This is a genomic window from Streptomyces sp. NPDC007896 (genome assembly GCF_042959425.1).
Lineage (GTDB): Bacteria > Actinomycetota > Actinomycetes > Streptomycetales > Streptomycetaceae > Streptomyces.
The window spans coordinates 111,895-128,500 of record NZ_JBIBKX010000007.1 but is presented as its reverse complement, the minus strand read 5'-3'; the positions used below and the strand labels follow the sequence as shown (position 1 = coordinate 128,500).

The 16,606-nt window shown below is 71.2% G+C and carries 12 protein-coding genes; 7 read left to right on the top strand and 5 right to left on the bottom strand.

The features are described 5' to 3' along the window. Nucleotides 1-52: 52 nt before the first annotated feature. The 4 genes from ACFZDJ_RS23315 to ACFZDJ_RS23300 form a co-directional block, all read right to left on the bottom strand. On the bottom strand, nt 53-781 hold the full coding sequence (locus ACFZDJ_RS23315; RefSeq protein WP_391061118.1) for a methyltransferase domain-containing protein: 729 nt from the start codon (nt 779-781) through the stop codon (nt 53-55). A gap of 154 nt (nt 782-935) precedes the next feature. Continuing rightward, nucleotides 936-3,428 carry a SpoIIE family protein phosphatase gene (locus tag ACFZDJ_RS23310; RefSeq protein WP_391061116.1) on the bottom strand — a complete coding sequence of 831 codons (2,493 nt, stop codon included), beginning with the start codon at nt 3,426-3,428 and terminating at the stop codon, nt 936-938. A 159-nt stretch (nt 3,429-3,587) separates the two neighbouring features. Further along, complete coding sequence (locus tag ACFZDJ_RS23305) at nt 3,588-5,972, bottom strand: DHA2 family efflux MFS transporter permease subunit (protein ID WP_391061114.1); 2,385 nt, start codon at nt 5,970-5,972, stop codon at nt 3,588-3,590. A gap of 184 nt (nt 5,973-6,156) precedes the next feature. Continuing rightward, nucleotides 6,157-6,600, bottom strand: coding sequence for an SRPBCC family protein (locus tag ACFZDJ_RS23300; protein WP_168513061.1), 444 nt, complete (start codon nt 6,598-6,600; stop codon nt 6,157-6,159). A 149-nt stretch (nt 6,601-6,749) separates the two neighbouring features. Between ACFZDJ_RS23300 and ACFZDJ_RS23295 the strand changes: the two genes are divergently transcribed. The 4 genes from ACFZDJ_RS23295 to ACFZDJ_RS23280 all read left to right on the top strand — a co-directional run bounded on the left by ACFZDJ_RS23295 (nt 6,750) and on the right by ACFZDJ_RS23280 (nt 10,595). Further along, nucleotides 6,750-7,802 carry an Rv2578c family radical SAM protein gene (locus tag ACFZDJ_RS23295; protein ID WP_391061112.1) on the top strand — a complete coding sequence of 351 codons (1,053 nt, stop codon included), beginning with the start codon at nt 6,750-6,752 and terminating at the stop codon, nt 7,800-7,802. Between the two features lie 170 nt (nt 7,803-7,972). Next, nucleotides 7,973-9,577 carry an alpha/beta fold hydrolase gene (locus ACFZDJ_RS23290; protein WP_390929806.1) on the top strand — a complete coding sequence of 535 codons (1,605 nt, stop codon included), beginning with the start codon at nt 7,973-7,975 and terminating at the stop codon, nt 9,575-9,577. A 56-nt stretch (nt 9,578-9,633) separates the two neighbouring features. Continuing rightward, nucleotides 9,634-10,032 carry a RidA family protein gene (locus ACFZDJ_RS23285; protein WP_054230293.1) on the top strand — a complete coding sequence of 133 codons (399 nt, stop codon included), beginning with the start codon at nt 9,634-9,636 and terminating at the stop codon, nt 10,030-10,032. Between the two features lie 26 nt (nt 10,033-10,058). After that, nucleotides 10,059-10,595 carry a GNAT family N-acetyltransferase gene (locus ACFZDJ_RS23280; RefSeq protein WP_384910723.1) on the top strand — a complete coding sequence of 179 codons (537 nt, stop codon included), beginning with the start codon at nt 10,059-10,061 and terminating at the stop codon, nt 10,593-10,595. Nucleotides 10,596-10,735: 140 nt separating this feature from the next. Here ACFZDJ_RS23280 and ACFZDJ_RS23275 read toward each other — a convergent pair whose 3' ends face one another. Continuing rightward, a complete protein-coding gene (locus ACFZDJ_RS23275; protein ID WP_391061110.1) occupies nt 10,736-11,305 on the bottom strand; it encodes an adenylosuccinate lyase in 570 nt (189 codons plus the stop codon). A gap of 376 nt (nt 11,306-11,681) precedes the next feature. Between ACFZDJ_RS23275 and ACFZDJ_RS23270 the strand changes: the two genes are divergently transcribed. The 3 genes from ACFZDJ_RS23270 to ccrA all read left to right on the top strand — a co-directional run bounded on the left by ACFZDJ_RS23270 (nt 11,682) and on the right by ccrA (nt 16,606). Continuing rightward, nucleotides 11,682-13,487: a 3-hydroxyacyl-CoA dehydrogenase NAD-binding domain-containing protein gene (locus ACFZDJ_RS23270; protein WP_391061108.1), complete on the top strand. Its 1,806-nt coding sequence runs from the start codon at nt 11,682-11,684 to the stop codon at nt 13,485-13,487. 136 nt (nt 13,488-13,623) lie between these two features. Next, nucleotides 13,624-14,436: a TetR family transcriptional regulator gene (locus tag ACFZDJ_RS23265; RefSeq protein ID WP_060901027.1), complete on the top strand. Its 813-nt coding sequence runs from the start codon at nt 13,624-13,626 to the stop codon at nt 14,434-14,436. Between the two features lie 832 nt (nt 14,437-15,268). Continuing rightward, nucleotides 15,269-16,606, top strand: a complete 1,338-nt coding sequence (gene ccrA, locus ACFZDJ_RS23260; RefSeq protein WP_390929811.1) for a crotonyl-CoA carboxylase/reductase — start codon at nt 15,269-15,271, stop codon at nt 16,604-16,606.

Genomic DNA, 16,606 nt, shown 5'->3' with positions numbered 1-16,606 from the left:
AAGGGGTACGGCGTCACCGACCGGCAGGTGACGCCGTACCCGTGTGCCCGGCTCAGTCGGCCGTGCGCCCGGCCACCAGCCACTTCGACGGCAGTTCGATCCGCACGCCGCCGGGCGTGAACTCGGTTGTCACGAGCGGCAGTTCACCGCTCGCGAGGACGGTCAGGCCCGCCGCGCGGAGGTAGTCGGGGACCGCCTCGTCGGACACCTCGCCGGGCGCGATGCCGTGCCGGAAGATGGGGGCCAGCTTGGGCGGCGGTCCGTCGGAGCTCCGGGCCAGGCCCATCAGGACCGGCCGGGCGGCTTCGGAGAGTTCGACGAGAAAGGCCCGGCCGCGCTCCCCCACCAGGGTGGCGAGGGCGTCCACCAGCGGCTGGCGGTCGTCCGGCTCGCACTGGTGGAGCACACCCCGCATATAGATGTTGGCGTCGCCCAGCTCCGCGTGCAGGGTCTGCGCCTCGGTCTTCTCGGCCGCGTCGAGCCGCCGGTACGTCGCCTGGCCCGCCGGATCGGCGAGACGGGCGTGTTCGAGCGCGGCATCCGCGAGGTCGGCGCCGACCACATGCCGGAAGCGGTCGGCCAGGAAGCGGGTCTGGGTGCCGTTGCCGCAGCCCAGGTCCACGACCGGCAGATCGTGAGCCGACAGGTACGGCTCGAAGAGGGCGAGGTGGACGCCCGCGGTCAGTGCGGGGTCCGCGTCCCAGAAGACGGCTCCCTGCTCGTCGGAGGCCTCGCGCCAGAAGCCCTCCCAGGCCTCCCTGTACCGATGTGTCACGCTCATGCCCGCTCCCCAGGTCGCCGCTGCGGCCCGCCGAGGATGGCGGGCGGGATCGGTCTATCGCGCCAGGCGTGCGTCGACAAGCATGCGGCGCATTCCTGCGCGGTTCATTTCGATCCGTGTACGCCGGTACGCGCCCCCGGGTCAGCGCCTCGCGTCAGCGCCTCGGCAGGGTCAGTTCGAACCACACGGTCTTGCCGGCGCTGGTGCGGCTCGTGCCCCACTCGCGGGCCAGCGTGCTGACGATACGCAGACCGCGGCCGAACTCGTCGGCGGGGCTCGCGCTGAGCAGGGTCGGCAGGGTGTGGTCGTCGTCGGCCACCTCGCACAGCAGGGTGTCGCCACGCACGAGCCGCAGTTCGATCCGACGGCTGTGCGTGTGCCGTACGGCGTTGGCCACCAGCTCGCCGACCATCGACTCGGCCGGGTCGGCCAGCCGGGCCAGGCCCCAGTCGTGGAGCTGCTCGCGGACCACGGTGCGGGCCCGGCGGGCCTCGACCAGGTCGAGCGAGAGCCGCCACTCGGCGACGTCCTCGGGTTCGATGCCGTTGAGCCGGGCCATCAGCAGCGCCACGTCGTCCTTGCGGCCGCCACAGGTGTTGAGGGCGCGGATGATCGTGTCGCAGGCGTCGTCCATGGACGCGGCCGGGTGGGCGGCGGACTCGCAGAGCGTGGCGAGGCCGACACCGATGTCCTCGCCGCGCACCTCGACCAGGCCGTCGGTGCACATCACGAGCCGGTCGCCGGGCGCCACCGGCACGCGTACCGCCTCGAAGGGCACACCGCCGACCCCGATGGGCGCGCCCGTCGGCAGGTCGAGCAGTTCGCTGTGGCCGTCCTCGGCACGGACCAGGACGGGCGGGATGTGGCCCGCGTTGGCGATGTGCAGCTCGCCGGCGATGGGGTCGTAGACCGCGTACAGGCAGGTCGCGAGGTAGTGCTCACCGAGCCGCTGGGCCAGATCGTCGAGGTTGCGCAGGAGTTGGGCGGGCGGCAGGTCGAGCGCCGCCATCGTCTGCACCGCCGTACGCAACTGGCCCATCATCGCGGCCGAGTTGAGGCCGTGGCCCATCACGTCGCCGACGACGAGGGCGGTACGCGAGCCGGGCAGTTTCACCGAGTCGAACCAGTCGCCGCCGACGCGTCCCAGCAGGGTGCCGGGCAGATAGCGGGTGGCGATGTCGCAGCCGGCCATGCGGGGCGCGATGTGCGGCAGCATGCTGTCCTGGAGGGTCTCGGCGACGCTCTCCTGGTAGGTGTACATGCGCGCGTTGTCGAGGACGAGGCCCGCGCGGGCCGCGAGTTCGGCGCCGGTGACCCGGTCCATGTCGTTGAACTCGACGCGCTCCGGGTGGCGCAGCAGGATCATGAACCCGAGCACCACGTTGCGGGCCTTCAGGGGCACGACCAGCATGGAGCGGTTGGTGATGAGCGGCCTGATGTCGCGCTTCTCGAACTGTGCGGCGATCATGTGCCCCATCTGCTCGCTGATGCGCGGCACGAGGACGGGTTCACCGGTGGTCATGCACTGGAAGAACGGTGTGTGCGCGGGGAACGGCATGGCCTCGCCGACCGGCACGACGTCGTCCCAGCGGCCCGGCTCGTCGGTGTGCTCGACGGCGACGCGGTGCCACATGGTGGTCGTGTCGGGCACACCGTCGGGGAAGCCCTCACCGGCGACGACCTGTTCGCGCAGATAGGTGCCCGCCACGTCCGTGAAACGCGGCACCACGGCCCGGCTGACCTCGAGGATCGTCTGCGCGAGGTCGAGCGAGGTACCTATGCGCCCGCTGACCTCGTTGAGGAACTCCAGGCGCTCGCGGACTGCGACGTACTCGAGGTCCTCGCCCTCCTCGTCCTGGAGCTCCTGCGGCAGGGGCTCGCCGGTGGCCGCCGCGCGTGCCGCCCACTCACGGCGCGCCCTGCGTTCGGCGCGCCGCGGCACGCCCCAGTCGGGAGTCACCGGCACCCGGTCGTTCTGGCTGAACTCCAGGACGGGGTAGCCCAGTTCGAGTACCTGAGAGACGATGCGGGCGCCCTCGCCCACGCTCATGCTGGGCAGGATCTCGGGCAGTCTGCGGGCCAGTTCCTCGGCGCCGGGGAAGTCGGTGTGCAGCGCGAAGCCGGGCGCGATGCGCTCGATCGCCACCTCTTCGTCCTCCTGGCGCAGCGCGTCCGCGTCGGCGGCGAGCACGAGCAGCCGTTCCGGTCCTGGGCCGACCAGCGGGTACGCCCACCACAGGACGTCCACGCGGTCCCGCTCGGGCACGGTGAGCCGGGCGCGTCCGGCGGCAGGGTAGGAGAACCGTCCGCCGAGGGAGGACTCCAGGCCGGGGCCGAGTCCGTCGTACGCCGCGTACGCCCCGTAGGGCCCGATCTCGTCCTCTTCGGGGAGCGCGCCGGAGACGGGGAGCAGGTCGACGGCGGGGCGGCCCACCGCGTCCTCCTTGGACACGCCGAACTGCCGCCGGGCGCCGGTGCTCCAGTGCGACACCAGTCCGTCGCGGTCGACGACCACCACGGCCAGCGGGATGCGCCCGGCCTCGGTGTGCTCCACCGCGTCGTCCCCAGCTCCGCGGCTGTGCGGTGCGCCCGCTTCGGTGCCACTCGCGGTACCACTTTCCGTGCCACTTGCTGTGCCGCTGTCCATGGCCGAGGCCCTTCCTCCCCACGGCTCCGCAAGATCTGTGCCGCCTTCACTACCGTACGGCTGCGGCCCGTCGCGATGTGTGGCAATACGGGAATTGACCTTTCCAGGGGGCTGCTCCGGCGCACCGGCCGCCTCCGCGAAGGTTCCCGCGGCGGCCGTTCAGTCCTCGTGGCCGAGCTGCAGATCCCGCTCCGTGCGCCCCCCACCGGCCACTTGCAGCACGGTGGCCACCGGCGGATAGCCCGCCGCGATGACGGTGTACTCGCCGGAGGACAGGTCGACGAACCGGAACGCCCCGTCCGCACCGGTGGTGAGCGTGTCCACCACGTTGCCCGCGGCGTCCAGGAGCGTCACCCGGGCGTCCTCGACGGGCCGGCCGCCGCCCGCCCGCACGGTGCCGCGCAGCACGGCGCCGCCCGCGAGTTCGACGTCCTGGCGGGTCTCGCGCGAGGCCTGCACGCTGACGGGGAGGGCGGCCGGGCGGAACGCGGGCGCGCTGGCGGCGAGGGTGTACTCGCCCGCCACCAGCTCCGTGATGACATAGCCGCCTTCGCGCCCGCTGCGGGTGGTGGCCACGACTTCCCCGTGGACGTTGGTGAGCGTGACGGTGGCGTCGCGCACGGGGGTGCCGTCCGCGGTCAGCACACTCCCGGCGAGGCGTCCCGCGCCGCCGAGGACGACGTCCAGTTCCACGGGGCGCTCGCCGATGGTCACCGAGACCGCCTGCGGCTGGTGGCCGCCGGCCGCGGCGATCAGTACGTACGACCCCGATCCGGGCGTGGACAGCGCGTACCGCCCGTCCTCGCCGCTGGCGCCCCGCCCGATCTGCTGTCCGGCGATGTCGATGAGGGTGAGCGCGGCGCGCGGCACGACGGTCCCGTCGGGGTGCTGCACGGTGCCACAGACGGGGATCCCGGCGGCGTGGGACGAACGGGCCTGCGGGATCGGGGCGTTCACCCGTGCGGTCTCCGGGTCGGCGATGGGGGCGTTGTGGGACACCAGCGGTTTCTCCTTGAGGAAGCAGGCGATGAGCAGGCCCAGGACGAGCACCGGGACGAGGTAGAGGAAGATCCGCGGCATGGCGTCCGCGTAGGCGCGGATGTAGTCGTCGCGCAGGGCCTCGGGCAGGGAGTGGACGAGCTGCGGGGTGATGGACTCGGGGTCGGGCAGGCCGGTGCGCGGGGGCAGGCGGTCGGCGAGCGCGTCCGAGAGCCGATGGGCGAACAGCGTGCCGAAGACGGCGGCGCCGACGCTGCCGCCGATCTGCCGGAAGTAGTTGTTGGCGCTGGTCGCGGTGCCGAGGTCGGAGGGGCGCACGGAGTTCTGCACGGCGAGGACCAGCACGGGCATCACCATGCCGATGCCCGCGCCGAGGATGGCCATCCAGATGCTGTACTGCAGGCGGGGCGTGTCGACTTCGAGGCGGGACAGCAGCCACATGCCGAGGACCGACAGGGCGCTGCCGAGGACCGGATAGATCTTGTAGCGGCCGGTACGGCTGATGAGCTGTCCGCAGACGATGGAGGCGCCGACGATGCCGCCCATCATGGGGAGCATGAGGAGTCCGGACTCGGTGGCGCTGGCCCCGTCGACCATCTGCAGGAAGGTCGGCAGATAGCTGGCCGCTCCGAAGAGGGCGACGCCGATGACGAGCCCCACCAGGGCGGTGATGTTGAAGACGGCGTCCTTGAACAGCCTCGGCGGGATGAGGGGTTCGGTGGCGAAGCGCTCGGCGACGAAGAAGAGGACGGTCGCGACGAGTGCGCCCGCGCCGAGCCCTGTGATGACCCGTGAGCCCCAGGCGTACTCGGTGCCGCCCCAGCTGGTCAGCAGGACCAGACAGGTCGACGCGGCGGCCAGCAGCAGCACACCGAGTACGTCGACGCGTCCGCGCGCGGGGGGCCTGGGCAGCTTCAGCACGACGGTGACGACGGCCAGGGTGAGCAGGCCGAAGGGCACGTTGATGTAGAAGCACCAGCGCCAGGAGAGGTGGTCAGTGAAATAGCCGCCGAGGAGGGGCCCGGCGACCGAGGCGAGGCCGAAGGCGGCGCCGATCAGGCCCATGAAGCGGCCGCGCTCGCGGGGCGGCACGATGTCCGCGATGATCGCCTGCACGCCGATCATGAGGCCGCCCGCGCCGACGCCCTGGATCGCGCGGAAGGCGATCAGCTGGTCCATGCTCTGGGCTTGTCCCGAGCACGCCGAACCGGCCACGAAGACGACGATCGCGAACTGGAAGACGCCCTTGCGGCCGAAGAGGTCGCCGAGCTTGCCGTAGACGGGGAGTCCGACGGTGGAGGTGAGCAGATAGGCGGTGATCGCCCAGGACATCCTGCCCAGGCCGTGCAGCTCACCGACGATCTTCGGGAGCGCGGTGGCCACGATCATCTGATCGAGGGCGGCGAGCAGCAGCGCGAGCATGAGCCCGAAGAAGACCAGCCGCACCTGGCGCGGGCTCAGCCGGGCGGTCCCGGGGGCCGGTGGAGGCGAGTGCCGCGGGGGCGCGGCAGCCGGTTCGTCCTGCACCAGAGTGATCCCGCCCACGTACCGCTCCCCTCGTCGCGCCCACCGCACAATTCCCGCTTATCGCGACAACTGTGAGCAAGCGCGACGAGTTACGGCGTATCGCCGCGTCGCGAGGAGATCCACTCGAACCGGTGAGGGTGACAACGCGCCCCGGAGAGTTGCCTCTTGGGCCGCGCGGCCGTCAAAGAGGCGTGCGTCCTGGCTACTTCTGCGTCTCGACGGCGAGCTTGTCGAGCACCAGGTCGTAGATCCTGCCGAGGCCCTTGGGCGCGAAGGTCTTCTCGAAGAAGCCGCCGATGCCGCCCGCGCCGTCCCAGACGGTGGTGACGACGACGCGGGACTTGCCCTCGCCGGCCGGGGTGACCCGCCAGGTGGTGACCATGGAGGAGTTGCGGTCCTTCTCGACGAGCTCACCGTCGGTGGGCTCGGTGACCTCGAGGAGGCAGTCGCGCACACGCTTGCTGGTGGCCTGGAGCTTCCAGTGGACGAGGGTGCCCTCGCCGTCGCCGCCCTCGCGCACCTCGTACTCGCTGAAGTGCTCGGGCAGCAGCTTCGCGCGCGTGCCGCTGTAGTCGGCCAGGGCGTCGAACACCGCCTCCGCGTCCGCCGCGATGACCCGCTCCGTCGTGGCCTCGACCTGCGCCATTGCACTTCCTCCAGCACTTGGTGACTCGGGGTGTGCGGCAAGCCAACCACCCGGCGGCCCGACCCCCCAAATCGGGGCCCCGAAATTACGGTCGCACGATCAAGGGAACATGTGTTCTATTCTGTGGCCAATGCTATCGAGGAGGCGTCATGCGCTGGGACAACCTCACAGCGGACCCCGCCGGGGACCGCGCCCGGGACGCCGCGCTGTTCGGCGCGGACGCGGTGACCACCCGTACGTTCGACACCCCGGAGTTCCGAGGTATCACGTTCCACGAGATCCGGGCCCGCTCGATCGTGAACCGGGTACCGGGGGCCTCGCGCATGCCCTTCGAGTGGACGGTCAACCCCTATCGGGGCTGCACACACGCGTGTGTGTACTGCTTCGCGCGCAAGACCCACAGCTATCTGGACCTCGACACGGGACTCGACTTCGACTCCCAGATCGTGGTGAAGGTCAACGCGCCGGAGCTGCTGCGCCGCCAGCTCGGCTCGCGCCGCTGGCAGGGCGAGCACATCGCGATGGGCACCAACGTCGACTGCTACCAGCGGGCCGAGGGCCGCTACCGGCTGATGCCCGGCATCATCGCGGCCCTGCGCGACCACGCGAACCCCTTCTCGATCCTGACGAAGGGCACGCTGATCCTGCGCGACCTCGACCTCCTGAAGCAGGCCTCCGAGGTCACCGACGTCGGGATCTCGGTCTCCGTGGGCTTCACCGACTCCCAGCTGTGGCGCACCGTCGAGCCGGGCACGCCGGCCCCGGAGCGCCGCCTGGACGTCGTGCGCACCCTCACGGACCACGGCATCGGCTGCGGGGTCCTGATGGCCCCCGTGATCCCCTTCCTCGGCGACAGCCCGGCCCAACTGCGCGCCACCGTACGGGCGATAGCGGCCTCCGGGGCCACCTCGGTGACCCCGCTCGTGCTGCATCTGCGGCCCGGCGCCCGGGAGTGGTTCATGGCCTGGCTGGAGCACCACCACCCTTATCTCGTACGGCGTTACGAGCGGCTGTACGCGGAGGGCGCGTACGCCCCGAAGTGGTACCAGCGCCGGATCACCCGTCAGGTCCACGAGCTGGCCCAGGAGTACGGCATCGGTCCCACGCGCGCGGGGATGCCCCGCAGGATCGCCGCGCCCGCGGAGTCCGCCGAGCCCATGGCGCCCGCCACGCCGGAGCCGACCCAGCTCACCCTGCTCTGACCACGGCGAACAGCCGTTGCCCGGCCCGTTCCTGACGGCATCCGAGCGCATCACACGGCTCAATTGGGTCAAGACTTTCCAGAACGAGTTCTTCCGGGGCCCCTTTCCGGGACGATGCGGCGAAGGCCGTGGCGTGCACGGCTCAAAATCCTCCGTCCTTGGGAGGCTCTGTGAAGAAACGCGCAGCTGCTCTGTGCGGGGCGGCGGCCGTGCTGGCCGGGATGATCACGTCGATCCCCGCCGACGCGAGCGCCGGTTCCGCGACCGCACCGCGCACCACCCTCACCACCGCGAAACCCACCTGGAAGAAGTGCGGGACCAGCAGATATCCGACGCTCCAATGCGCGTCCCTGAAGGTGCCGCTGGACCACTCCAAGCCCCACGGCCGGCAGATCACCCTCGCCCTCTCACGCGTGCCGCACACCGCGAAGACGTACCAGGGGCCGCTGCTGGTGAACCCGGGCGGTCCCGGCGGCAGCGGGCTCTCGCTGGCCGGATTCGTCGCCTCCTCGCTGCCGAAGGCGGTGGCGGCGCAGTACGACGTCATCGGCTTCGACCCGCGTGGTGTCGGCGCCAGCAAGCCCGCCCTGGACTGCAGGCCCGGGTCCTTCAACCCGGTGCGCCCGGACTCCGTGCCCAGCACCCCCGCGATCGAGAAGGCCAACCTCGACCGCGCCAAGGCCTTCGCCAAGGCGTGCGGCAAGAAGTACGCCGACCTGCTGCCGTACATCGACACGGTGAGCGCGGTCCGGGACATGGACTCGATCCGCGCCGCGCTCGGCGCCAAGAAGATCAACTACTTCGGTTACTCGTACGGCACCTACCTGGGCGCCGTCTACGCGAAGCTCTACCCGCAGCGCGTACGCCGACTGGTGCTCGACTCCATCGTCGACCCCAGCGGTGTCTGGTACGAGGACAACATCGGCCAGGACTACGCCTTCAACGACCGCCACCAGGCGTTCATGGCCTGGGTCGCCAAGCACGACGCGACCTACAGGCTCGGCACGGACCCGGCCAAGGTCGAGGCCGAGTGGTACGCCATGCGGGGGGCGCTCGCCAAGAACCCCGCAGGCAACAAGGTGGGCGCCTCCGAACTGGAGGACACCTTCATCCCGGGCGGCTACTACAACGGCTACTGGCCCTCCCTCGCCGGGGCGTTCGCGGCCTACGTGAACGACAAGAAGACGGCCCCCCTCGTCGCGGCCTACGAGAACCTCGGCGCCATCAACGCCTCCGGCGACAACGGCTACAGCATCTACACCGCGGTGCAGTGCCGTGACGCGTCCTGGCCGCGCGACTGGAACCAGTGGCGCAAGGACAACTGGGCGGTGTACGGCAAGGCGCCGTTCATGGCCTGGAACAACGCCTGGTACAACGCGCCGTGCGCGTTCTGGCCGACGAAGACGCTGCGGCCGGTGAACATCGCCAACAAGGCGCTGCCGCCGACGCTGCTCTTCCAGGCCACGAACGACGCGGCCACTCCCTACGAGGGCGGCGTGACGGTCCATCACGCACTGCGCGGCTCCAGCCTGGTGGTCGAGCAGGGTGGCGGGAACCACGGCATCACGCTGAGCGGGAACGCCTGCCTGGACAAGTACCTGGCGGCGTACCTCACCAACGGCAAGGTGCCGCACGGCAGCGGCGTGGCCGACGCGGTGTGCAAGAAGCTGCCGGACCCGGAGCCGAAGAGCACGAAGGCCGCGTTGTCCACCACCTCGGGCGGCGCGTCCTCGGCAGGCGCGACGCTGCACGGGCTGCTCGGCCACCGCGGCTGAGCGCGCCCTGACGGCCCGTCGGGGGCGTTGTCAGACCCATGGTCCACCATGGACGCATGAGTGAGCTGACCCGCATTCCCGCCCCCGACGGGGTCGCCCCCGCCGCCGCGTACTCGCATGTCGTCCTCGGTACGGGCCGCTTCGTCGCGGTCTCGGGGCAGCTCGCCCTGGACGAGGACGGCAAGCTCGTCGGCGCGGGCGACGCGGCGGCGCAGGCCCGCCAGGTGTTCGAGAACCTGCGCCGCTGTCTGGCCGCCGCTGGGGCGACCTTCGACGACGTCGTCAAACTCACCTTCTTCGTCACGGACATGGCCCACATGCCGGCCGTCCGCGCGGCCCGCGACGCCCACATACCCGCGGACCGTCTCCCGGCCGCGTCGGCGGTCCAGGTCGCCGCGCTGGTCCGCCCCGAGTTCCTGATGGAGATCGAGGCGTACGCGGTGGTGGGCGAGTGAGCGCACTCACGGTCCGGATCCGGGAGATGGTCCTCTCGGACTGCGAGCGGGTGGCCGAGATCCGTATCCGCGGCTGGCAGACCGCGTACCGGGGGCTGATGCCCCAGTCGCACCTCGACGCGCTCAGCGTGGCCGAGGACGCGGCCCGGCGGCGCGAGCGTTTCGGGCGGGGCGGTGGCGCGGTCGTGAACCTGGTCGCCGAGCGGGACGGCGAGGTGGTCGGCTGGGCCTGCCACGGCCCGTACCGGGACGACGAAGCCCGCGGCGACGACGTCGGGTCGGCCGAGTTGTACGCGATCTACGTCGACCCCGAGCGGGTCGGGGCCGGGGTGGGCCGCGCACTTCTCACGGAATCGATCGCCCGCTGCACCGCCGCGGGGCACGCGCGGATGCTGCTGTGGGTCCTCAAGGGAAACACCGGGGCACGCCGCTTCTACGCACAGGCCGGGTTCGGTCCCGACGGTGGCGAGGAGCCGTTCGAGGTGGATGGTGTCGCCGTGCCCGAGGTCCGGTACGCCCGCACCCTCACGCGCCCCGGCGCCGACACCGGGGCGCTCCCGTAGCGCGGGAACTCTTTGCGGTTCCGACCGTTCCCGTGCGGACGTCACGGACTACGCTCGAAGGGCCGGGTCCGGAGCGCGACGACACGGTGAGCACGGTCGACGAGGCGCTGCGGGAGGCGGCCCGTCGGCCGCCCGCCGTGTCACCCGGGCAGTCGGGCCAGCGCGTGCACCGCCGCCTCGGCGAGTGCCGGATGGGCGAGCGCCTCGTTCAGGACGGGTCTCGCACGTACGTCCCCCAGCGCCCCGAGCCCCTCCACGCAGGCGAGGGCGACTCTGCGGTAGGGGTCGTGGGGGCGCAGCCTGCGTCCCAGGGTGGTGATCAGCGCCGGTACGGCCTCGGGGGCGCGCAGCTCGACCAGGAGCCGTACGGGATGCAGCGCGTAGGCGACGCGCAGTTCGTTGGTGGCGAGCGCGGCCGCCGCGCGGGCCGTGCGCGGATCGCCGAGGCGGGCTAGCGCGTGTGCCGCGGACGCGCAGCGCTGCGGGTCGCGGTGGTTCAGCAGCAGGACGAGCGCCTCGAAGGCCCGCCGGTCCCCGGCGAGTCCGAGCCGGAAGGCGACCAACTCCCGTGCCCACAAGGGCTGTCCGGGCGCGGTCAGCGCGGCCGCCAGCACATCCGGGTCCTCGCTCGCCGCGAGTCGCTCGTACGCCGGCGAAGCCCCCGCCTCGTTTCGTAGACGCTCCGTGAGTGATCGCAACTCTTCGTCCATGAAGCCGAGCCTAGGCGCGGCCCCCATGACTCCGGGACGTACATCACAAACTCGGGGGCTGGCGCGCTCGTTACCGGCGAGTTAAGCTCAGACGAGCGAGTTACCCACTCGCGTCTTGCTTGCGGTGGCCTGGTGACGCAGCCACCGTGAGAGCAGTCGGTTCGGTACCTCAGGTACCTCAGTACGACACGGCTCCGGGACAGGGCCGGTCGGCTTCACCGTTCCCTGGGTGCGCCCTCGCGGGCACCCCCCTTCGGACGGCACCGGGCGTGTGCGCTCGTCAGCCCGGCAACACCCGCACTCTCCGCACCCCGTGCGCCTCCTGGGCGTACCTGCGTGCGCTCCTCAGTCGTCACCCTCTTTCTGGAGTCCCGCGATGGCAACTCCCCTGTCCGACACCCCTCTGTCCCCGCTCAAGACCGTTGCCGTCGTCGGCCTCGGCACGATGGGCACCGGCATCGCCGAGGTCCTCGTCCGCGCCGGCCGCGACGTCATCGGCATCGACATCAGCGAGGCCGCGGCCGCCCAGGCCGTCTCCGCCCTCGAAACCTCCACCGCCCGCGCCGTGCGACGCGAGCGTCTCAGCGAGCAGGAGCGCGCCGACGCCCTGGCCCGCTTCCGCGCCTTCACCGACCTCGAGGCCGCCGCCGACGCCGATCTGGTCATCGAGGTGACCCCGGAGTCGTACGACATCAAGCAGCAGGTCTTCCGCGCGCTGGACGGCATCGTGCGTCCGGACACCATCCTGGCCACCGGCACCAACGCCCTCTCGGTGACGCGCCTGGCCGCCGACTCGGCCCGCCCCGAGCGCGTCCTCGGCCTGCACTTCTTCAACCCGGCCCCGGCGATGAAGCTGGTCGAGGTCGTGTCGTCCGTGCTGACCGCGCCCACGGCCGTGAGCGCGGTCACCGACCTCGCGCTCGACCTCGGCAAGGAGCCCGTCGCGGTCGGCGACCGCCCCGGTTTCGTCGCCGACGGGCTGCTGTTCGGCTACCTCAACCAGGCCGCCGCGATGTACGAGGCCAAGTACGCCTCCCGCGAGGACATCGACGCCGCGATGAAGCTCGGCTGCGGGCTGCCCATGGGCCCGCTCGCGCTGCTCGACCTGATCGGCGTCGACACCGCGCGCACGGTCCTGGAGGCCATGTACACCGAGTCCCGCGACCGGCTGCACGCCCCCGCGCCCATCCTCAAGCAGCTCAGCGAGGCGGGCCTGACCGGGCGCAAGTCGGGGCGCGGCTTCTACTCCTACGAGGCGCCCGGCAGCGCGACGGTCGTGCGGGACGCGCTGACCCCCCTCTCCGGCGGCCCCGAGGTCCCCGGCCGCACGGTCCGCTGCGTCGGCGTCGCGGGCTCGGGGACCATGGCGTCCGGCATCGCCGAGGTCTTCGCGAAGGCCGGGTACGAGGTCGTCCTCGCCGCCCGCACCGAGGAGAAGGCACAGGCCGCGAAGGCCCGCATCGGCAAGTCCCTGGCCCGCTCGGTCGACAAGGGCCGGATGACCGCGGAGGCCGCCGCGAGCACCCTGGACCTGATCGTCCCGGCGGGCTCGTACGACGCCTTCGCCGACGTCGATCTCGCCCTGGAGGCGGTGGCCGAGGACCTGGAGGTCAAGCAGCAGCTGTTCGGGGTGTTCGACAAGGTCTGCAAGCCCGGCGCGATCCTCGCCACGACCACCTCCTCGCTGCCCGTCGTCGCCTGCGCCCGTGCCACCTCACGCCCCCAGGACGTGATCGGGATGCACTTCTTCAACCCGGCCCCGGCGATGAAGCTGGTCGAGGTGGTCCGGACCGTCCTGACCGCGGACGACGTGCACGCCACGGTCCGCGAGCTGTGCGGGAAGATCCGCAAGCACCCGGTGGACTGCGGTGACCGGGCCGGTTTCATCGTGAACGCGCTGCTCTTCCCGTACCTGAACAACGCGATCAAGATGGTCCAGGAGCACTACGCCACCCTCGACGACATCGACGCCGCGATGAAGCTGGGCGGCGGCTACCCGATGGGGCCGTTCGAACTCCTCGACGTCGTCGGTCTGGACGTCTCGCTCGCCATCGAGAAGGTGCTGCACCGCGAGTTCCGCGACCCGGGTCTCGCCCCCGCGCCGCTCCTGGAGCACTTGGTGGCCGCGGGCTGCCTCGGCCGCAAGACGGGCCGCGGCTTCCGCGAATATGCCCGCCGCTGAGCGTCCCGGCGACCGGCTGCGCGACACCCCCGACTGGGGCGGACTGCTCGGCCCGGCCGCAGGCCCCCCGCCCGTCGAGGGCGGGGGGTTCCCCGGACATGCGCGTTCCCCTGCGCACATGCAGTACGTTCGGGTCATGTCCCAGCCCGCCAAGTCCTCACGTACACCAGCCACGCCCGACGCTCCGGAGAGCGCCGCGGGCAGTCGCGCCGCCGCCCAACGGCTCAAGATGCGCCGAGAACTGGCGGCCGCGGCCATGGAGCTGTTCGCGACCAAGGGGTACGAGGCGACCACCGTCGACGAGATCGCGGCCCGGGCCGGGGTGGCCCGCCGCACATTCTTCCGCCACTTCCGCTCCAAGGAAGAGGCGATCTTCCCCGATCACGACGACACCCTGATCCGCGCGGAGGCGGTCCTCAACGCGGCTCCGGCGCACGAGCACCCGCTCGACACGGTGTGCCGCGGCATCAAGGAAGTCATGACGATGTACGCGGCCCAGCCCGAGATCTCCGTCTCGCGCTACAAGCTGACCCGCGAGGTACCCACGCTCCGGGAGGCCGAGATCGCCTCCGTGGCCCGCTACGAGCGGCTCTTCACCCGCTATCTCCTGGGCCACTTCGACGAGCACGCCCACGACGACGACGCCAACGACGATCCGCTGCTCGCGGAGGTCGCCGCGTCCGCCGTGGTCACGGCCCACAACCATGTCCTGCGGCGCTGGCTGCGGGCGGGGGGTCAAGGTGACGTCGAGGCGCAGCTGGACCACGCCTTCTCCATCGTCCGCAAAACCTTCGGGACGGGGATCGGGGCCGGCCGGGAGACCACGCCCCGTACGGCGCCGGCGTCCGCGTTCACCGAGGGCGACGTTCTGGTGACCGTGGCCCGGGTCGACGCGCCGTTGGACCAGGTCATGCGGACCATCGAGCAGGCGCTGCGGGAAAGGTCGTAGAGCGCAGGGAGGCCGGTCATCGGCTGCGGGGACGCGAGCCGGCCGGGCACGGTCCACGAGGCGTCGTACGAGGTGCTGCGCACCCGCAGGCCCGCGACACGCGGAAGCGCCGCTGTGCGGGTTGCGCGAGCGCGAGGGTGCCGGTGTGGGGGTGAAGCCGGGCGCCGAGGCGCCGGACGGGCGCTGCGAGTCGTGGGCCGAAAAGTGCCGTCCTCAGGCCGGTACGCCCTTCTGGTCCCGTCGCCCGCACCCCCGGCTCCGCCGCCGAGCGCCCCTCGTCATCGACCGCCCGGCGCTCCCGATGCCCGGCGCTCGCGGGGATGCCCCGCAGGCCCCCCGCAACGCCGACGCGCCCCGACCTCACCCCTGTACGCACCCTCACGCCGCGCCACCGACACCAGGTGTTCTCCGAAGCGGCCCGCCGCCCCGCCCTTCGGGCCCGTGAAACAGCCCCTCCATACCGCCCCTGACCAGTGCGTTTTGATCGATCATCGGTCGATCTGATCGATCATCGCTCACGTGTTACGTAAAGATTTCACCTGAGCGAAACTCATGGCACTCCGTGCCTTGCACGGTGACACGGCGTGCCATACGTTGATGTTGTCCGGGCGGCCGGCGTGCAGAGACCTTTCGTACGCCGGCTGTCCCCGCAAACCTCCCCCAGGCGAGCGCGCCCGGACGCCTGCGTCACAGGCAACCTTTTGCGCCAACCCCGCGCTGCCACCGCATCACCCCCTCCGCCGAACCGACGGCACACCCCTCACTCCCAGCAGCAGTACCGACGTAACCCTCAGCGTCTTCCCTCAGGACGCTCATCGCCGGAGGCAACACCGTGAAGGAAATCCTGGACGCGATTCAGTCGCAGACGGCCACGTCTGCCGACTTCGCCGCTCTTCCGCTCCCCGAGTCGTACCGCGCGATCACCGTGCACAAGGACGAGACGGAGATGTTCGCGGGTCTCAGCACCCGCGACAAGGACCCCCGCAAGTCGATCCACCTGGACGACGTGCCGGTGCCGGAGCTCGGCCCGGGCGAGGCCCTGGTGGCCGTGATGGCCTCTTCCGTCAACTACAACTCGGTCTGGACCTCGATCTTCGAGCCGATGTCGACCTTCGGTTTCCTGGAGCGCTACGGCAGGCTCAGCGAGCTCACCAAGCGCCACGACCTGCCGTACCACATCATCGGTTCCGACCTCGCGGGCGTCGTCCTGCGCACCGGCCCCGGCGTCAACGCCTGGAAGCCCGGTGACGAGGTCGTCGCGCACTGCCTGTCCGTCGAGCTGGAGTCCAGCGACGGGCACAACGACACGATGCTCGACCCCGAGCAGCGCATCTGGGGCTTCGAGACCAACTTCGGCGGCCTCGCCGAGATAGCCCTCGTCAAGTCCAACCAGCTGATGCCCAAGCCCGACCACCTGTCGTGGGAGGAGGCCGCCGCTCCCGGGCTCGTGAACTCCACCGCGTACCGGCAGCTGGTGTCGAGGAACGGCGCCGGCATGAAGCAGGGCGACAACGTCCTCATCTGGGGCGCGAGCGGCGGGCTCGGCTCGTACGCCACGCAGTTCGCGCTCGCCGGTGGCGCCAACCCCATCTGTGTCGTCAGCAGCGAGCAGAAGGCGGACATCTGCCGGGCGATGGGCGCCGAGGCGATCATCGACCGCAACGCCGAGGGCTACAAGTTCTGGAAGGACGAGCACAACCAGGACCCGAAGGAGTGGAAGCGGTTCGGCAAGCGCATCCGTGAGCTGACCGGCGGCGAGGACGTCGACATCGTCTTCGAGCACCCGGGCCGCGAGACCTTCGGCGCCTCCGTCTACGTCACCCGCAAGGGCGGCACCATCGTCACCTGTGCCTCGACCTCGGGCTACAACCACGAGTACGACAACCGCTACCTGTGGATGTCCCTGAAGCGCATCATCGGCTCGCACTTCGCCAACTACCGCGAGGCCTGGGAGGCCAACCGGCTGGTCGCCAAGGGCAAGATCCACCCGACGCTCTCCAAGGTGTACTCCCTGGAGGAGACCGGGCAGGCCGCGTACGACGTCCACCGCAACCTCCACCAGGGCAAGGTCGGCGTGCTCGCGCTGGCGCCCCGCGAGGGCCTGGGCGTGCGCGACGAGCAGAAGCGTGCGCAGCACATCGACGCCATCAACCGCTTCCGGAACGTCTGA